An 18,513-nucleotide genomic window follows, 5' to 3' on the forward strand; every position below is an offset into this window, starting at 1 on the left:
CCTTCGGGTACTTCGCCTGTAATGACAATCCACCCGTTCACCCATTCATACTACCTATCTTCGCCGGGGCGTTAGTGCCGTATCCCATCTATCCTTGTTCGTTTTATGAAAGCTACTTTGCTGGCCCTCGGGCTGAGCCTCGCCACCGCTTCGGCCGCTTTGGCCCAACAGCCCGCTGGCTACCAGATTCGCCTCGATTTGCAGCAGGTGACCAACGACCGGGTGAAGGTCGTTATTAATACCCCCGCTATCCGTGAGGCGCAGGCTACGTACGTTATGCCCTCGGTGGTGCCCGGCTCGTACTCCAAGAAGGATTACGGCCGCTTCGTGACCAGCTTCAAGGCGTTTGATAAGAATGGCAAGAGCCTGAAGGTGAAGAACAACGGCCCCAACCTGTTTGTCATCGACAACGCAACCAAGCTGGCCCGCCTCGAATACCTGGTGGACGATACCTGGGACGTGAAGCAGGACGACCAGTTCATCTTCCAGCCCGGCGGCACCAACATTGATGCCGGCCGCAACTTCACTATTAACCATTACGGCTTCTACGGCTACTTCGAGGGCTACAAGATGCTGCCCTACGAGGTGCAGGTGCAGAAACCCGCCGACCTCTACGGTGCCACCGCCTTGGATGTGCGCCGCGCTTCAACTACGCAGGACGTATTCACGGCCTCCAACTACGTGACGCTGGCCGACGGCCCCATCCTCTACGCCCGCCCCGATACGGCCAGCTTCAGCACCGGCGGGGCCCGCATTTCGGTGGCCGTGCTGTCGGAGAGTGGCGCGGTGAAGGCTGCGGACGTAAGCCAGATGCTGCGGCCTATGTCGGAGGCCTTGACGAAGTACTTTGGTAAGATGCCAGTGCCGCGCTACCAGTTTCTGTTCTACTTCCCCAGCCTCACCTCGGCGCTTAATAGCGAAAAAGGCGGTTACGGGGCCATGGAGCACAGCTACTCTTCTCTCTACTTCCTGCCCGAGCTGCCCGACGCCGACCGCCTGCGCAGTATGGTGCTGGAAGTGGCCTCGCACGAGTTTCTGCACATGCTGGCCCCGCTCAACATCCATTCCCGCGAAATCGGGGAGTTCGACTTCCGCAACCCCCAGATGTCGCAGCACTTGTGGCTGTACGAGGGCGTGACGGAGTACGTGTCGCAGCTGGTGCAGGTGCAGGGCGGGCTTATCACGCCGGAGGAGTTTCAGAAGCGCGTGAAGGAGAAAATCGACAAGTCGGATAAGTACGCCACCGTGTCGTTTACGGAGATGAGCCGCCGCATTTTGGAAGACCCGTACAAAGACATGTATGAGAACGTATACAACAAGGGCGCGCTCATCGGGCTGCTGCTGGACATTCGCATCCGGGAGCTGAGCCAGGGCCGCCAGACGCTGCGCGACGTGCTGCTGGCCCTGCGCGAGAAGTACGGCCCCACCCGCTCCTTCGAGGACAAAGACCTGATTCCTGAAATCGTGGCCCTTACCAACCCCGAAATCGGGACGTTCTTCCGCCGCTACGTGGAGGGCGCCGAGCCGCTGCCGCTGGCCGAGGACCTGGCCAAAATCGGGTGGACGTACGCGCCCACCGGCCAGGCCCGCGTGAAGGCGTTCGGTAACCTGGGCTTCGCCTATGACCAGAGCAAGGACCAGTTCCGGGTAGCCAAAACCAAGCCTGAGGACAACGCCTTCGGTCTGGACGAGGGCGACGTGGTGGTGGCTATCAACGGGCAGTCGGTAACGATGCAGACCGCCGAGAAGCTGCTGCGCCCGTTGGTAGAGCCCCAGACGGCCGACGCCGTACGGGTGAAGTTCCGCCACGGCAACGGTGCCGAGCAGGAACGCCAGGCCACCCCGCGCGAGTTTGAAGTAGAAGTCAAGAACCTCGTCGAAACGCAGTCTGCTGCCACTCCCGCCCAGCAAACGCTGCGTAGCAGGTTGTTAAAAGGGTAGAGACGCGTCAGTACAAGCGGCGCTTTGAGGTGTCGTTGTGCCGCCTCGAAATGACACACCTGTTGACCTTCCTGCTTCCCCTTACCTTTGCCCCACGATGATTCTACGAGCCGAGCACCTGGTTAAGAAATACAAGTCGCGCACGGTAGTGAACGACATGTCGCTGCAAGTGGAGCAGGGCGAGATTGTGGGGCTGCTGGGGCCGAACGGAGCCGGCAAAACCACCTCGTTCTACATGACGGTGGGCATGGTGAAGCCCGACTCCGGCCGCGTATTTCTCGATGACAAGGAAATCACCAAGCTGCCCATTTACCAGCGGGCCCGGCTGGGCGTGGGCTATCTGGCCCAGGAGGCCAGCGTATTTCGCGACCTGACCGTGGAGGAAAACATTCTGGCTGTGCTGGAAATGACGGATATGCCCAAGCAGGCTCAGCGCGACAAGGTAGAAGAGCTCATTAGTGAATTCAGCCTCGGCCATGTGCGCAAAAATCTGGGCCGGGTGCTGAGCGGCGGTGAGCGGCGGCGCACCGAAATTGCCCGGGCCTTGGCCGTCGACCCCAAGTTTGTGCTGCTCGATGAGCCGTTTGCCGGCGTCGACCCCATTGCTACCGAGGAAATCCAGAGCATCGTGGCCCGCCTCAAACACAAAAACATTGGCATCCTCATCACCGACCACGATGTGAACTCCACCCTGGCCATTGTGGACCGGGCGTACCTACTCTTCGAGGGTAAGCTGCTGAAAGCCGGTACCGCCGAGGAACTGGCTGAAGATGAGATGGTACGCCGCGTGTACCTGGGCAAGAATTTCGAGCTGAAACGCAAGGACTACACCACGGCTCCCGGTCAGGATATGACTGCGGAAAGTGCCTGAGGTGAGCTCAGCAAGCTTGCTGTACTGCTGCCTCACCTGATAGGCAGGGCCAGTGCCGTAAACGCAGCCGCGAAAAGGCCGTTGGGGTCCCGTCAGAATCACCCAAAGCATTTCGGTAACTTTCCCGGGCGGTCAGCGGTACAGCGTATCCGGTGGCCGCCCGGCCGCTTTTTCCTTCTCATCTCTCCTCCGTGATTAGTACCGTTCTGACCTGGGCCGTGCAGCGCCGGTTGGCCAGCATCAGCCATTTTAGGGATAACCCGCACGAGGTGCAGCAGGCGGTACTGCACAGCCTGTTGCACACGGCCCGCGCTACGGCCTGGGGCCGCCGCTACGGCTACTCCGATGCGCCTTCGGCCCGGGAGTTTGCCCAACGGGTACCCATCAGCAGCTACGAGGAGTTGTACCCGGAAATTGAGCGGGTCCTGCGTGGCGAGTCCGATGTGTTGTGGCCCGGCCGCGTGGAGTGGTTTGCCAAAAGCAGCGGCACCACCAACGCCCGCAGCAAGTACATTCCCGTTACGCGCGCCTCTCTGCACGAGGGCCACTACCGCGCCGGCCGCGACATGACAGCCCTGGCCACCCGGTGCTATCCTGAAACGGATGTGCTGGCTGGCAAAACCCTGTCGCTGGGTGGTACCCACAGTGCCAATCCGTTCCGCCCTGAAGATGCCGCTTCCCGCGTCGGCGACGTGTCGGCGGTAATCATGCAGAACCTGCCGGCCTGGGCCGAGTTTATCCGTACCCCGCCGCTGGAACTGGCATTGCTGGACGAGTGGGAGGAAAAGATTGAGCGCATTGCCCGCCACGTTCTCACGGCCGATGTGCGCGTGCTGGCCGGCGTGCCCACTTGGATGATTGTGCTGCTGCGGCGGGTAACGGAGCTGGCCGGAGCCGAATCCATCGTGGACGTGTGGCCGCGCCTGGGGCTGTTTCTGCACGGGGCGGTGGCGTTTGGGCCGTACCGAGAGCTATTCCGTCAGCTGATTCCCAGCTCCCGGATGCACTACCTGGAAATATACAACGCCTCCGAAGGCTACCTAGCCCTCCAGGACGAGCCCGATTCGGAGGACCTGCTGCTGTTACTCAACCACGGCATCTACTACGAATTCCTGCCTGCCGACCAGTGGGACGTACCCCAGCCCCAGGCCATCGGGCTGGAAGAAGTGGAGCTGGGCCGCATTTACGCCCTCATCATCAGTACCAACGCCGGCCTGTGGCGGTACAAAATCGGGGATACGGTGCGGTTTACCTCTCTGGCTCCGTACCGCATCCGCATTGCTGGCCGGACCAAGCATTTTCTTAATGCCTTTGGGGAAGAAGTGGTGGTGGAAAATGCCGATGCGGCGGTAGCCGCCGCCTGCCAGGCCACCGGCACCACCGTGCGCGACTATACTGCGGCCCCCGTTTATTTCACTGCGCACGATGGCGCCTCGCGCGGCGGCCACCAGTGGCTGATTGAATTTACCCAGCCGCCCACCGATGCGGCCCGCTTCACCAGCGTGCTTGATTCCACGCTCCGCCAGCTCAACTCCGACTATGACGCCAAACGGCACCGTGACATTGCCCTGCTGCCGCCCCAGGTAACCGCAGTACCCACCGGCACCTTTGTAGCGTGGCTGGCCCGCCGGGGCAAGCTGGGCGGCCAGCACAAGGTGCCCCGGCTCAGTAACTCACGGGAATTTCTGGAGGAAATACTTTTACAACTAAAAAATTAGTTGTAAAATAGGGCAGGTTCTTATTTTATGCTCTTGCCATGCTCCGTATCCGCTTTCAGCTAGTAGTTCCGGCTTTATCAATTCTTGTGGCGGGTTGCACTACCATGGCGCAGCACGGTCCCATCGGCTTCTGGTCGCGCAACCGATTTGGCGCCGACGGGCAGCGTCAGGGTCCCTGGCGTGAGTACTTCGACGCAGCCGAACAGCAGCCAGCTAATAAGGGGCGCTACCAGCATGGGCGGCCTGTGGGAACTTGGCAGTACTATAACGCCACCCGTCAGCGGGAACGTACTGAGCGGTTTCACCGCCAACCATACGGCCTGGTCACACTCACCTACTACCATCCGGGTGGGCAAGTGGCCAAACAGGGACAGGCCCGCTACCGTGCCGATGCTAATGTGGCCCGGTTCTACTGGTTTGGGGAGTGGAAATGTTATTCCGTTACCGGCCAGCCGCTCCGCCCCGAGTTTTATCGAAACGGTCACCGCACCGCCACCCTGCTCACTACGCCTGCCGGCGACACGTTGTTCGGAGTAGAGCGGTAGGCCTTGCCGGCGGTAGAAGTGGATGGCGCAAATTGTACCGTGCCCGGCAAGGTGGCAGGGATAGTGCTGGCTCATTTAGAAACCAACAAATGCCATAGTAGCTTGTCAAGGCGAAAGTTAAATTAGTCGGCTAGAATGCTGTGTTTGTCGATGCGCAAGACGTCTGAAATGGATTTTGTTGAGAAACCATCCTATATTCCCGCTCTGGTTTCCCACCAATCACCCACCTATGGCAACGTCTAGCTCTTCGTAGTCTTCCGGCAGTCGTCGGCGACGGTATCGTCTGAAATCCGAAGTATCAACGGATACCAAATCCCGCAAGCTGACCCTTGCCTTTCTGGGGCTGATGCTATTCGCCTTACTGGCGAGTATCGGGGTAATTGCCGCTACTGCCGTTTAAGAAATCTGGTAGCATACTAAGGCCCGGCCGTTGGTAGCAGTACCAGCAGCCGGGCCTTAGTATATGCAGGAGCAGGCTGCTTACTCGTCCAGAATGCCGCCTACCATTCTGCCCAGAATCCCACCGCTTTCCTTCTGAGCGTTGCCGCCATTAGGGGCCAGAGCCTGGATGAGCTTCTTCACGGGCATAGATTGCAGCCACACGCGGCCGGTGCCCTGCAGAGTTGCCAGCAGTAGACCTTCGCCTCCAAAAATCATGGATTTCAGGCCGCCGGCGCGGGCAATGCTGAAGTCAATGCCAGGCTCGAAGGCCACTACGCAGCCGGTATCCACACGCAGCAGCTCGTTGTTCAGCCGCTTCTCGATGATAGTGCCGCCGGCGTGCACGAAGGCCTTGCCGTCGCCGGTAATTTTCTGCAGAATAAAGCCTTCGCCCGCAAACAGGCCCGCGCCCAGCTTCTGGTTGAAGTGCAGGCTGATTTTGGTGCCCTTTGCGGCAGCCAGGAAACCATCCTTCTGCACAATCAGGCCTTGGGGAAGGCTGCGCAGGTCAAGAGGAATGATGGTGCCGGGATAAGGGGCCGAAAATGCCACGTGCGCCTTGCCGTAGCTCCCACGGTTGGTGAAGTGCGTCATGAACAACGACTCGCCGGTTATCAGCCGGGTGCCCGCCGAAAACAGCTTGCCCATGATGCTCTGGTTCGGCTCCGAACCGTCGCCCATCTTCGTCTCGAAGGCAATGGCCTCGCTCATGTATACCATGGCTCCGGCTTCGGCTACCACAGTTTCATTTGGGTCGAGCTCAACCTCCAGTACCTGAATGTCGTTGCCGAGAATTTTATAGTCCACGTCGTGCGACTGCATCGGAAAAAAGGAAAGGATGAAAGGATACCTCAAGTATAGCGAAAGCCCGATAAAATCGGGCTTTCGTGCGCTATTCTGCCAGATATTCCTCCTACCTGTAAAGCAGCGTTACTCAGCTTCTTCTTCGCGGGTAGCCTCGTCGTCTTCAGCGGCGGCTTTAGTACCTTTTTTCTTCGCCTCCTTACTGGTACGACGCATAAAATCCTCATCCGATTCTTCGGGCTCCTGGGCACCGTCTTCCAGGGGAAAGTCCTCATCCTCGTCCTTCTCACCGAACTGGCCGTCACGGTTTACCAGCTTTTTGTCGCGCACGTGGCGGTTCAGGAACTGGTTGATATCCTCAATGGAATAATTGGAGGTAATTTCGCCCAGTGGGTTTACCTTGATTTCAAAGCCTTCCAGCTCTTTATGAACGCGGGCTTTTTTTTCAGGATCAGCAGCTTTTTTCTTCGGGCTAACGGGTTTTTTGGCCATGATGCGGGTGGCTAAAGAGTCGGGGGAAAGAGAACCGGAGGGTTCCAAGCCAGTACGTACGCAAGGCCCCCGCTGAAAGATGTGCAGTGTATTGGCAGCCCGCCCCACTACCCCGACTCAGCCCACCCAAAACAAGCCTGCCTACCCAACGTGCGTCGGGTAGGCAGGCAGCATAAAGATTGGTAAGGATTTCCTTACGCCGACAGCACGGCCACGGCGGCCTGAATACGCTCGGCGGTTTCCTGCGGCCCCAGAATGCGCATAATGTGCATCAGGTCGGGGCCAGCAGCGTGGCCGGTTACGGCTACGCGCAGAGCCTGTAGCACCTGTCCGATTTTCAGGCTTTGGGCTTCGAGCACCTGCGTGAGCAACGCTTTGATACCGTCGGCTGAAGCATCGGCAGCGGTGGGTAGCTGCCCGGCAAAGGCTGCCAGGGCCGCCGATACCTGCGGGTTCCACTTCTTGCTGATAACTTGCTCATCATAACTGCTGGGGCGCTGGAAGAACAACTGCGCTTCCTGGGCCAAGTCGGCGGGGAAGGTGGCGCGTTCCTTTACCAGGGCCGCAATCTGCTCGGCTTGGTCAGCGGGCACCTCGATTCCCTGCTGGCTTAGCTCCTCGGTGAGGTACTGGGCCAACTCGGCGTCAGGTTTGGCACGCAGATACTGCTCGTTGTACCACCGCACTTTGTTCTGGTCGAAGCGGGCCGGCGACTTGCTCACGCGCTCAATCGAGAAGTTCTCAATCAGCTCATCCATCGTGAACAGCTCCTGCTGGGTGCCGGGGTTCCAGCCTAGGAAGGCCAGGAAGTTGATGAACGCCTCGGGCAGATAGCCCGATTCACGGTAACCGCTGCTCACGGTCGGCTCACCGGTTTCGGCGTCTTTGCCATGAAACTCCAACGGAAATACCGGGAAGCCCAGCTTGTCACCGTCGCGTTTCGAGAGCTTGCCGGTGCCGTCGGGCTTGAGCAGCAGGGGCAGGTGGGCAAACTGCGGCATGGTGCTTTCCCAGCCCAGGTAACGGTATAGCAGTACGTGTAGCGGAGCCGAGGGCAGCCACTCTTCACCCCGGATAACGTGGGTGATTTCCATCAGGTGGTCATCCACAATGTTGGCTAGGTGGTAGGTCGGCATGCCATCCGACTTCATCAGTACCTTATCATCTATGCTGGAAGAATGCACCACTACCCACCCGCGAATCAGGTCGTTGAAGCGGATTTCCTCCTTGCGTGGCACCTTCAGGCGGATGACGTAGGGCGTACCGCTTTCCAGTAGTTGCGTTACCTCCTCGGCCGGCAGGGTGAGGGAGTTGCGCATTTGGGCGCGGGTGATGCTATTATACTGCGGATTAGGCACCTTGGCAGCCGTGAGGCGGGCCCGCATGGCGTCCAGGTCCTCGGGCGTATCGAAGGCGTAGTAGGCGTGGCCGGCCTGAATCAGCTGGTCGGCGTACTGGCGGTACATGGGCTTCCGCTCGCTCTGGCGGTAGGGGGCGTGGGGGCCGCCCTGCTCAATTCCTTCGTCAATTTCAATGCCGCACCAGCGCAGGGAGTCCATAATGTACTGCTCCGCACCGGGCACGAAACGGTTCTGGTCGGTGTCCTCAATGCGCAGCAGCATCTTGCCGCCCAGCTTGCGGGCCAGCAGGTAGTTATACAGCGCAGTGCGCACGCCGCCGATGTGCAGCGGCCCCGTGGGGCTGGGCGCAAAACGCACCCGTACTTCTCTTTCCATAAGTCAGTCAGTTCGCAACGCTTTCGGGGAAAGAAAGCGCGCCGCAAAGGTACGAAAGGTGAGATGGTGAAATGGTGAAATTGTGAGTTTGGCGTTCTACCGGGCCTGATGGCACAAGCAGAACGTCAAACTTACCATGTCACTATTTCACCACCTTACTTATTACTCCACTACCAAGCCGTATTTACCCAGTAGGCCGGGCAGGCTCTGGAGGGCGAAACGGGCCTGTTTCAGCTCATTCTGCTCGGGGTCGAGTACCATGCCCTGAGCGGTGCGAAAGTCAACTCCCGGCAAACGGGTTTGGCTGAAGATGGCCCCGCGCAGCTGGCATTCCTGGAATACGGCGTTGGTCAGGTCGGCGCGGGTGAAATCAACCTCCTGTAAGGAGCAGCTTACAAAGCGCGTGTTGGGCATGACTTTGCCCCAGAACGAGGCATAATCTAGCTGGCACCGGTCAAAATGCACATCGAACAGCATGTCCCGGCAGGAGGTGAACTGCAGCCCCAGGAGCTTACAGCTCTCGAAGGCCACATTCTGCAAACTGGTATTGGCCAGAGAGGCCCCGGCCAGGTTGCAGTTCTCAAACAGGCACTCGCTAAACCGCCGGCCCGCTAAGTCTGCCTGGCTTAAGTCGAAACCGATAAAATGGAACTGCTCAAACTCCCTCTGCCCCACTAGGGCGGGTGGCAGCACACGTAGCACCACGTTTCCGGGCGGGAAGTACGTAGGCTTTGCCAACGCCTTGGCGGGTTTGCGGGAAACCGGTCGGCGCATTTAGTGGCGGTTTTTGAAGCTGAGCCAGAGTATCAGGCCCAACGCAGTAATGCCGCCCTTGATGGCCCACGCTACCGTTGGGCCCCAGTTGTAGATCCAATCCAGCAGCGGAAATCGAAAGTTAGCGGGCAGCAGCAACGGGGCGGCAATAGCAATCAGCCCAGCGAAAAACAGAAAAATACCCAGCTCGCGCATAGCAGTGAATTTGTGAAGTAGTGAAATAGTGGGTTTGACGTGCAGAGAACCTGACGGCACAATCTGCACAATCCGCGCAAGCGGCGCAAACCGAACGTCAAACTCCCCCTTTCATAAACTCACAAATTCACTGCTACTGCACTGCAATGCAGGAAATCTCTACCTGCACGTCTTTCGGCAGGCGGCTTACTTCCACAGTTTCGCGGGCAGGGGCGTAGTCGGCATCGAAGTAGCTGCCGTAGATTTCGTTGATGAGGCCGAAGTTGCCTAGGTCCTTCACGAAGATGCTACACTTCACCACATGGCGCAGGGTGAGACCCACGGCTTCCAGCACGGCTTGCAGGTTGCGCATTACTTGGTGAGTTTCCTGGGCTACGTCGCCGTCGCCCACCAACTGGCCATTGGCATCCAGCGGAATCTGGCCCGATACGTACACGGTGCCACCGGCCTGAATGGCTTGGCTATACGGGCCGATGGGAGCAGGGGCCTGGGGCGAAAAAACAACAGTATGGGCCATAAGGTAGGGCGGGTAAGGATGGAGAAAGAAGGAGCGCAAAGTACGCGGAAACCGGCACAGATGCGGGGCAAAAAACAGCCGCCACCCCGAATTTCGGAGTGGCGGCTGGTACTGTTCTGTTAGCGGGGCGGGTTATTCAACCGTTACCGATTTGGCCAGGTTGCGGGGCTGGTCCACGTTGCAGCCGCGTAGCACGGCAATGTGGTAGCTCAGCAGCTGCAGAGGCACTACCGATACCAGCGGCATCAGCACGTCGCTGGTAGCGGGCACTTCGATGGTGAATTCGGCCATGGCCGGAATCACGTCGTCGCCTTCCGTTACTACCGCAATGATGCGGCCTTTCCGGGCCTTTACTTCCTGAATGTTGCTCACCACCTTCTCGTACGAGCTATCCTTGGTGGCAATCACCACCACGGGCATGTTCTCATCGATGAGGGCAATGGGGCCATGCTTCATTTCGGCGGCTGGGTAGCCTTCGGCGTGGATGTAGCTGATTTCCTTCAGCTTCAGTGCGCCTTCCAGGGCCACGGGGAAGTTGTAGCCCCGGCCCAGGTACAGGAAGTTCGGCACGTCCTTGAACGTTTCGGCAATCTTCTCGATCTGGTCGTTAAGCAGCAGCGCCTTCTCCACTTTCGCGGGAATCGTGCTTAGCTCCACCATCAACTCCCGCAGGCGGGTGTCGGAGAGGGTACCACGCTTGTGGCCCACAATCATGGCCAGCAGTGTTAGTACGGTTACCTGGGCCGTAAAGGCTTTGGTAGAAGCTACCCCGATTTCGGGGCCGGCATGGGTGTACGCGCCGGCATCGGTGGCGCGGGCAATGCTGCTGCCCACCACGTTGCAGATACCGAAGATGGTCGCGCCCCGGCTCTTGGCCAGCTCAATAGCTGCCAGCGTATCGGCCGTTTCACCTGATTGCGAAATGGCAATGACGATGTCGCGCTCCGTAATTACAGGGTTGCGGTAGCGGAACTCCGAGGCATACTCCACTTCCACTGGAATGCGGGCCAAGTCTTCCAATAGGTACTCGGCCACGAGGCCGGCGTGCCAGCTGGTACCACAGGCCACAATCAAGATGCGGTCGGCATTCACGAACTTCCGCTCGTAAGCGCGCACGCCGCCCATGTTTAGGTGGCCGGCTTCCAGCTCCAGACGACCACGCATGGAGTCGAGAATCGAGCGGGGCTGCTCGAAAATCTCCTTCAGCATGAAGTGCTCGTAGCCACCTTTCTCGATGCGGTCCAGCTCCAGCTCCAGTGTCTGGATGTAGGGCGTCTGTACTACATCTTCGCGGGAGCGGATTTCCAGCTTCCCGTCCCGGATAATGGCCAGCTCGTAGTCATTTACATACACTACTTCGTTGGTGTACTCAATGATGGGTGTCGCATCGGACGCCAGGAAGAACTCGCCTTCACCTACCCCGATTACCAGCGGGGAACCCTTGCGGGCCGCAATTAGCTGACCGGGATTGTCTTTGCTGAGTACTACAATAGCGTAGGCTCCTACTACTTCGTGCAGAGCCAAACGTACAGCTTCCTCCAGCGTGCAGCTGTTCTGCTTCTGGATTTCCTCAATCAGATTCACGAAAACCTCCGTGTCCGTATCGGAGTGAAATACGTGACCCTGCTGCTGCAAATGCTGCTTCAAAGCGGCGTAGTTCTCGATGATGCCGTTGTGAATGATGGCAATGCGCTCCGAAGTGGAGTAATGCGGGTGCGCATTCACGTCGTTCGGCTCACCGTGGGTGGCCCAGCGGGTGTGGCCCATGCCAATGTGAGCGTGGGTGTCCTGCTCACCGATGAAGGCTTCAAGGTCGGCTACTTTGCCTTTCTTCTTGTAAACGGTAAGCTGCCCGTTCAACAGGGCAACCCCGGCCGAGTCGTAGCCCCGGTATTCCAGACGGCGCAGGCCTTTGATGATAATGGGGCAAGCCTCACGGTGCCCAATGTAAGCGACAATTCCGCACATAGTTGTTTGATTGTGACAGAGCAGAAACCTTCCAGAAGAAAGCAAAAATTCGGGCGGCAACGGCAAAAGCCGTGCCGCCCTTGCCGGCAAGCTAACCTGGCAGCGAAAGCTGCTTAACGCAGCTTGGAGTAGTATACGCGCAACTTGATGTTGTTGGCATCCAGTTGGGCCCGGCTAAGCCCAAGACTCAGATTAGCCCGGAGTACCGGCGACAGAATCAGGCCACTTGGTAATTCCCCGTCCAGTCGGTTTTGCAGGTAGGCCTGCAGGTATTCAGTGATGGAAACGGAGTAATACTGCACAGGGTCCTGGCCGGCCGGAATGGATGCCGATACCGGAAAATCGGTTCGGGTAGGCGTTAGGCGCGCTCCGTTTTTGTCCAAGCCTTCCTGCTGTACCATACGCTCCGCAACGGTGGCCCCCACGGTGCGGGTCAGTACCTGATTGGCACTGTTAACCTCATATAGGTACAAGCCATTCGGGTAAGAGAACAGTCCGTTGCTGAACTGCTTTACCGGAATGAGCAGCTCGGCCCGGTTAATAGCCAATTCAGCGTTATTCCGAAGGTTGTCCAGCCCCTGAAACTCAATGCGGGTAGCCAATCCAGTTCCTTCCTGAGCGTACGTGAAGCCATTGGTTGCGCTGGGGGGCAGGGTGGACTGAGCAGTGGTAAGGCCTGCGAGGGCAGTACCACTCAAATCCGTGTTCACCTGCGTGAAGTATTTGCCCGGAACTGAAGAAAGGCCGTGGGCCAGCAGCAACCGGTATTGCCGGGTGCGTACTTTGCCGGTGGTAGAAGTGCCGGTGTAATAAAAGCTTACGTTGGCGCTTGTGTTGCTGGTGAAGCCAGCAATACTGCCCAGATGCCCGGCGGAAGGCTGCAGAGCCAAACCCTTCCAGACGGCGTCCAGCTTGCTTTGAGAAGGAGTTCCGTCCTTTAGGGCCGCAAACACGGAGTTAGCCAACGTGGCCGTAGCCGGATACTTCTGCATGCGGATGCGCACTACGCGGTCAGGCACCAAGGCGGTGGTTACCGTAGTGGTCGTATCACCGCTGTTGCCAGAGGCAACACGCTGCTTAACCAGCCTGTTGCGGTTAAGCGGGGCTTCAAAATTTGTCAGCAGGCTGGTGCCCGTTGCTACCGTTGAGGCAGAGTTGTACACTGCCCGCTCATCCAGCGGCTGCTGCAAATCTTTCAGATCGAGTCGCAGGGGTTGAGCCGCTGAGCCGTATATCTGATCAAAAGGCAGACTGATGACAGCTGAGTCCAGCCTGAGAGCCGTAAACGTAGACGGCACCGTATCACTGCTGATGACCAGCAGGTTCAGGAAGCCACTAGCGGCCGTGGTGCCAACGAAGGAGTCGCGCACCCGGCCTACCAGAATGTGGTCAGCTTTCACCGTTTCTACGGGTTGCTGCCGCACAGTGGAAGCCGTCACTGGCAGATCGAGGTAGCTAGCGGTAATGGGAGAGGTGCCGGGAAGCTCGAGACCCAGGTCGCTGGCTTTTTCGCAGCCAGTAGCAAATCCGAGCAGGGAAACGGCAAAAAGGGAAACCGAAGCGAGTCGGCTGGCGCTAGTTGGCCAATTCATTATAGAGTGCGTAGTAAGAAGTCAGCAGATTGTCGTCGGCGCCTACCTGCTCAATTTGTTTGTTGGTTGAATACTCTGCAAACAGAGTCTTCAGGTTTTCGCTAAAATCCTCGTCGGATTTCACCACTGTATCGGCATATTCCATACCTACTTTGATGAAACCGCCGAAGTCGGCGGTTTTCAGCGAAGCCAGCATTTCGTCCTCAATGTCCAGCATCTTAGCCTTCTCTACAATATCGCCCTCAAATTTGAAGTCGAACTCGTTGTTGTAGATAGTAAAGACCGATTTGGCGTCCTTGAAAATCGGGTCCTTTTTATAGGTCGTTTTCAAATACATGGGAATAAGGCCGGTCATCCAGTCGTTGCAATGTACGATATCCGGCGACCAGCCGAGTTTCTTCACCGTTTCCAGTACCCCTTTGCAAAAGAAGATAGCCCGCTCGTCGTTGTCAGAGTGAAACTTATCGTTCTTATCTACCAGCACCGACTTGCGGTGGAAGTAATCTTCGTTGTCGATGAAGTAAACTTGCAACTTCGCATTCGGAATGGAAGCTACCTTAATGATAAGCGGCTTCTCATCTTCGCCCACCGCAATATTGATTCCCGACAGACGCACTACTTCATGCAGGCGGTTTTTACGCTCATTAATAATGCCGAACCGGGGTACAAAAATGCGGATTTCCATCCCCATTTCCTGCATTCCCTGCGGCAGGCGCCGCAAAAACTCCGCTACCTTGGTGGTCTGCAAAAACGGGTTGATTTCCGTGGCAGCGTAGAGTATTCTCAACTTGGACATATAGAGTCAGTTGGGGTGATTGGGAAAGGGCAACACTTTGGGATGCACAAAATTAAGCATTTTTGAGGGAAATTTCAACTTTGCCCGGTTGGCCTCTGGCCGAAGGGCGCTTTTTACTCTATGGAGATACTGAATACCGCCGCCGCGTTGCAAGCCCGGACCGAAACTTGGCGCCGTGAGGGAAAACGCATTGGCCTAGTGCCTACCATGGGGGCCCTGCACGAGGGACATTTGCAGCTGGTGCGCGCTGCGGCACAGGAATGCGAGGTGGTTGTGGTGAGCATTTTTGTGAACCCAACCCAGTTCAATAACCCCGATGACTTCCGGCTGTATCCACGCCTGCCTGAGGCGGATGCAGCCCTGCTAGACCCGGCAGGCTGCACGGCGCTATTTCTGCCCTCGGTAGAGGAAATGTATCCGCAGCCTACGGTTCTGCGGTTTGATTTCGGGCCGCTGGAACGGGTGATGGAAGGGGAGCACCGGCCGGGGCACTTCAACGGAGTAGCCACGGTAGTCAGCAAGCTGTTTCACCTGAGCCGGCCGCACCGGGCGTACTTCGGGCAGAAGGATTTTCAGCAGGTAGCGGTAGTGCGCCAGTTGGTGCAGGATTTGTCGTTTGATCTGGATTTGGTGGCGTATCCAACCATCCGGGAGGCGGACGGGCTGGCTATGTCCTCGCGTAACCGCCGGCTCGATGCCCCGGCCCGGGCAATGGCTCCCCGACTGTATCAGGCCTTGCAGCTCGCCGAAACACTAGTGTGTGAAAAGGCGGTAAGTCCGGCGGAGGTGAAAGCCGCCGCCGCTGGCTTTTTGGCGGAAGAACCAGCTATTGCCCTGGAATATCTGGCCGTAGTGGATGCGCAAACCCTGCAGCCACTGACGGAATGGCAGCCTGGTCACCCGGTGGCGTTGTGTCTGGCCGCGCATCTGGGCGGCGTCCGGCTCATTGATAATATCGTGGTAAACTGATGAATGAATGGAGAATCTGAATAGCGCAGTCAAGCCATTCGTTCCGCCATTCACCGGTCCATCCATTCGCCTTGCCTATCTTTGCGGGCCAGAAATCACCCGTTTTTTCTTCTCATGCATATCGAGGTTCTCAAGTCTAAAATTCACCGCGTGAAGGTTACGCAGGCGGAGCTGCACTACGTGGGCAGCATCACCATCGATGAGGACCTGCTGGACGCGGCCAACATGGTGGAAAACGAGAAGGTCACCATTGTCAATATCAATAATGGGGAGCGGTTCGAAACCTACACAATTAAAGGGGAGCGAGGCTCGGGCATGATTTGCCTGAATGGGCCGGCCGCGCGCCGGGTGGCAGTTGGCGACATCGTCATCATCATCTCCTACGCCCTGATTGACTTTGCCGAGGCAAAGGCCCACCAACCTACCGTCATTTTCCCGGACCAGCATAACCGGGTAGCGTAACCTCCCAGCCGCGGGCAACAGCGCGAAGGCTGACTATTCTTGCCTAAGAGTAGTCAGCCTTTTACTTGCCTGTAGGCTGACCCCGAACGATTAATCTATGAAGCAACTCTTCAACGTTATCAAGTACACGCTGCTGCTGGCTGTTTCGGGGCTGCTGATGTGGTATGCCCTGCAGGGCCAGAACCTGAGCCGCATCGGGGAATACGTGCGCAGTGCTAACTATGCGTGGCTGGTATTGACGATGGCGCTGTCGGTGCTGGGCTATTTCAGCCGGGCGTACCGCTGGAAAATGCAGATTGACCCCACCGGCCACAAGCCGGCCTACTGGGATGTATACCACGCCATGATGGTGGGCTACCTTGCCAACATGGTGCTGCCGCGCATGGGGGAGGTAATCCGGTGCTCGGTGCTGCGGCGCACCAGTGGCGTACCGGTACAGGTAGCGTTGGGTACGGTGGTAACGGAGCGGGTAATTGATGTGCTGGTGCTGCTTGGGCTACTGGGAACCACGCTGCTGCTCGATTTCAACACGTTCTGGTCGTTTGTGACGGATAAAGTGCTGGGTGGCCGCTACGATGCGCTGGCCCGCAACCGTACCCCGCTGCTGCTGGCTTTGGGTATTGCGGTGGTGCTGGTGCTGGGGTTGGCTTACGCGGTATTCCGCAACTTGGAGCGGCTGCGCCAGAACGCCCTGTTCAATAAAGCCATGAGCTTCGTGAAAGGAGTGTTAGCCGGAGCATTCAGCATCCTGAAGCTGGAGCACAAGGGCACCTTCCTGCTGCATACGTTCTTTACCTGGGCCGTTTATTACCTCATGGATTACCTGGCTTTCTTTGCCTTCCCAGCTACCTACGACTTAGGCATGCGGGCGGCCCTGGCGGTCCTCACGTTTGGGGCGTTTGGCATGGCCGCGCCGGTGGCGGGTGGTATTGGCCCGTTTCACGTAATGGTGCAAGGTATTCTGCTGGCGTATGGCGTGAGCAAAGAAGCTGGTATTGCCTATGCACTGGTGGTACACGGCTCCCAAACGCTGCTGGTCGTTGTGATGGGCGGCATCAGCTTTCTGGCCAGCATGATGAAATCGGGCAAAAAGGTGGTGTTACCGGAAGGAGTAGCCGCGTAAATCAGGTTTTCCGGGGCCGGCAGTCTAACCGCCGGACCTTGTTGGTTGAGCAGAAATAAACCGTGTTGCATGATGATGTGGACGAAAGATAAAATCCTGAGCCAAGCTAAGCTGCTGCCGGTGGTAGCAGGCTGGCAGGCGGCCGGCGAAAAGGTGGTGTTCACCAATGGCTGTTTCGACTTGCTGCACCTGGGCCATGTGGATTACCTCGAGAAAGCCCGGCACCTGGGTAACCGACTGGTGGTAGGCCTGAATACGGACGCCTCGGTGAGCTGCCTCAAGCCCGGCCGTCCGCTCCAAGACGAAGTGTCACGGGCGCGGGTGCTGGCCTCACTTTTGTTTGTGGATGCAGTAGTGCTCTTCGGCGAGCAAACTCCGCTGACGTTGATTGAAGCCGTCCGGCCCGACATTCTGGTGAAAGGCGACGATTATCAGCTTAGCGGAATTGTGGGCCACGAGGTAGTGTTACAGAACGGCGGGCAGGTGCTGACTGTACCCCTGGTAGTCGGCTACAGCACTACCCGCATCGTCGAGCGTATTTTACAGAGTTCCCAGGGGCTCGTTTGAGGAAAGAAGGTGGCCGCGAGGTACCGGTAGTTGCTCAGGCGGGTTCCGGTTTCTTCCACCCCGAAATTCCTTCCCATGTACCAGATGAATCCGGCCTATATCATCGTCTTGCTGACGATGCTGGCCAGTTGGCTGATCCAGCGCCGTTTGCAAAGCAAGTTTGAGCAGTACTCCCGGGTAGGACTGAGCAACGGCCTGTCGGGCCGCCAGATTGCGGAGCTGATGCTGGCCGACCACGGCATCACCGATGTGCGCGTTATCAGTACCGAGGGCCGCCTCACCGACCACTACAACCCGGCCGATAAAACCGTAAACTTGAGCGAGGCGGTGTACGAGGAGCGAAGTGCGGCCGCCGCTGCCGTAGCCGCCCACGAGTGCGGCCATGCCGTGCAGCATGCCACCGCCTACAGTGCTCTGCAGTTCCGCTCGGCTATGGTGCCGGCTTTAAGCGCAGTGTCGAAGTTTATGCCCATCCTGCTGTTCTTGGGCGTGATAATGCTGCGTACCACGCCGTTACCGCTTGGCATCGGCGTTGCGTTTTTCGCCCTGACCACCCTCTTCAGCTTTGTGACGCTGCCAGTGGAATTTGATGCCTCCAAACGCGCCCTGGCCTGGATGGACAAGCGCAACGTAGTAACTCCACAGGAACACGTCATGGCAAAAGACGCCCTCTGGTGGGCCGCCATGACCTACGTGGTAGCCGCTCTGGGCTCCTTGGCTACTCTGTTTTATTACGCCACCCTGCTCATGGGTCGCCGCCGTGACTAGCCGCTGGCCTTTGATGGAATTGCTGCCGCCACGCCGGTCACCGGGGTGGCGGTAGTGTATCTGGGAGGGCTGGTTTGTTGGAAATCTGCAAAAGCGAACAGGTGTTAGCGGGCCTATAAACCTGCTCAGGCAGTACCAATAAGTACATAGTTTGGTGCCTTGGAAACAAAAAAGGGGCTTCAGACCTTATAAAGCCAGCTTCCCAGAAAAAATCTGTGGTATCTGCTTAATCTG

General features: G+C 57.9%; 18 protein-coding genes. 9 read left to right on the plus strand and 9 right to left on the minus strand.

The features are described from left to right. Positions 1–105: 105 nt before the first annotated feature. The 4 genes from HSW_RS22030 to HSW_RS22045 all read left to right on the plus strand — a co-directional run bounded on the left by HSW_RS22030 (position 106) and on the right by HSW_RS22045 (position 5,075). Entirely contained in the window at positions 106–1,941 is a 1,836-nt protein-coding gene (locus HSW_RS22030) for a M61 family metallopeptidase (protein ID WP_052346748.1), read from the plus strand. Positions 1,942–2,038: 97 nt separating this feature from the next. After that, complete coding sequence (lptB, locus tag HSW_RS22035) at positions 2,039–2,812, plus strand: LPS export ABC transporter ATP-binding protein (protein ID WP_052346749.1); 774 nt, start codon at positions 2,039–2,041, stop codon at positions 2,810–2,812. Positions 2,813–3,003: 191 nt separating this feature from the next. Then, the gene (locus HSW_RS22040; protein ID WP_044003915.1) at positions 3,004–4,530 is read left to right on the plus strand and encodes a GH3 auxin-responsive promoter family protein; all 1,527 of its coding nucleotides are present in this window, start codon (positions 3,004–3,006) and stop codon (positions 4,528–4,530) included. A gap of 38 nt (positions 4,531–4,568) precedes the next feature. Next, positions 4,569–5,075, plus strand: coding sequence for a toxin-antitoxin system YwqK family antitoxin (locus HSW_RS22045; protein ID WP_155833105.1), 507 nt, complete (start codon positions 4,569–4,571; stop codon positions 5,073–5,075). A 480-nt stretch (positions 5,076–5,555) separates the two neighbouring features. Here the strand turns inward: HSW_RS22045 and HSW_RS22050 are convergent, their stop codons facing one another. From HSW_RS22050 to HSW_RS22090, 9 genes are all read right to left on the minus strand, one after another. Further along, on the minus strand, positions 5,556–6,338 hold the full coding sequence (locus HSW_RS22050; RefSeq protein WP_044003920.1) for a TIGR00266 family protein: 783 nt from the start codon (positions 6,336–6,338) through the stop codon (positions 5,556–5,558). A gap of 108 nt (positions 6,339–6,446) precedes the next feature. Beyond that, complete coding sequence (locus tag HSW_RS24635; RefSeq protein WP_044003921.1) at positions 6,447–6,812, minus strand: hypothetical protein; 366 nt, start codon at positions 6,810–6,812, stop codon at positions 6,447–6,449. A 194-nt stretch (positions 6,813–7,006) separates the two neighbouring features. Then, entirely contained in the window at positions 7,007–8,548 is a 1,542-nt protein-coding gene (gene gltX, locus HSW_RS22060; RefSeq protein ID WP_044003922.1) for a glutamate--tRNA ligase, read from the minus strand. Between the two features lie 162 nt (positions 8,549–8,710). Continuing rightward, the gene (locus HSW_RS22065; protein WP_052346750.1) at positions 8,711–9,322 is read right to left on the minus strand and encodes a pentapeptide repeat-containing protein; all 612 of its coding nucleotides are present in this window, start codon (positions 9,320–9,322) and stop codon (positions 8,711–8,713) included. After that, entirely contained in the window at positions 9,323–9,517 is a 195-nt protein-coding gene (locus HSW_RS22070; RefSeq protein ID WP_044003923.1) for a hypothetical protein, read from the minus strand. A gap of 133 nt (positions 9,518–9,650) precedes the next feature. Next, positions 9,651–10,034: a RidA family protein gene (locus HSW_RS22075; RefSeq protein ID WP_044003924.1), complete on the minus strand. Its 384-nt coding sequence runs from the start codon at positions 10,032–10,034 to the stop codon at positions 9,651–9,653. Positions 10,035–10,166: 132 nt separating this feature from the next. Further along, positions 10,167–12,002, minus strand: coding sequence for a glutamine--fructose-6-phosphate transaminase (isomerizing) (glmS, locus tag HSW_RS22080; RefSeq protein WP_044003926.1), 1,836 nt, complete (start codon positions 12,000–12,002; stop codon positions 10,167–10,169). 113 nt (positions 12,003–12,115) lie between these two features. Continuing rightward, positions 12,116–13,594 carry a DUF4270 family protein gene (locus HSW_RS22085; protein WP_044003928.1) on the minus strand — a complete coding sequence of 493 codons (1,479 nt, stop codon included), beginning with the start codon at positions 13,592–13,594 and terminating at the stop codon, positions 12,116–12,118. Further along, on the minus strand, positions 13,578–14,390 hold the full coding sequence (locus tag HSW_RS22090; protein ID WP_044003930.1) for a glycogen/starch synthase: 813 nt from the start codon (positions 14,388–14,390) through the stop codon (positions 13,578–13,580). The genes HSW_RS22085 and HSW_RS22090 overlap by 17 nt, the downstream gene beginning before the upstream one ends. A gap of 120 nt (positions 14,391–14,510) precedes the next feature. Here HSW_RS22090 and panC point away from each other — a divergent pair, with 120 nt between their 5' ends. The 5 genes from panC (at position 14,511) to HSW_RS22115 (ending at position 18,279) form a co-directional block, all read left to right on the plus strand. Beyond that, positions 14,511–15,359, plus strand: a complete 849-nt coding sequence (gene panC / locus HSW_RS22095; protein ID WP_044003931.1) for a pantoate--beta-alanine ligase — start codon at positions 14,511–14,513, stop codon at positions 15,357–15,359. 114 nt (positions 15,360–15,473) lie between these two features. Further along, positions 15,474–15,821 (plus strand): aspartate 1-decarboxylase, encoded by a 348-nt coding sequence (gene panD, locus HSW_RS22100; RefSeq protein ID WP_019948715.1) that lies wholly within the window; start codon positions 15,474–15,476, stop codon positions 15,819–15,821. A 97-nt stretch (positions 15,822–15,918) separates the two neighbouring features. Continuing rightward, the gene (locus tag HSW_RS22105; protein ID WP_044003934.1) at positions 15,919–16,944 is read left to right on the plus strand and encodes a lysylphosphatidylglycerol synthase transmembrane domain-containing protein; all 1,026 of its coding nucleotides are present in this window, start codon (positions 15,919–15,921) and stop codon (positions 16,942–16,944) included. Between the two features lie 72 nt (positions 16,945–17,016). Further along, on the plus strand, positions 17,017–17,511 hold the full coding sequence (rfaE2, locus tag HSW_RS22110; RefSeq protein ID WP_394332381.1) for a D-glycero-beta-D-manno-heptose 1-phosphate adenylyltransferase: 495 nt from the start codon (positions 17,017–17,019) through the stop codon (positions 17,509–17,511). A gap of 84 nt (positions 17,512–17,595) precedes the next feature. Further along, positions 17,596–18,279: a zinc metallopeptidase gene (locus HSW_RS22115; RefSeq protein ID WP_044005461.1), complete on the plus strand. Its 684-nt coding sequence runs from the start codon at positions 17,596–17,598 to the stop codon at positions 18,277–18,279. Positions 18,280–18,513: the final 234 nt, after the last annotated feature.

Origin of the sequence: Hymenobacter swuensis DY53 (genome assembly GCF_000576555.1) — a bacterium.
Lineage (GTDB): Bacteria > Bacteroidota > Bacteroidia > Cytophagales > Hymenobacteraceae > Hymenobacter > Hymenobacter swuensis.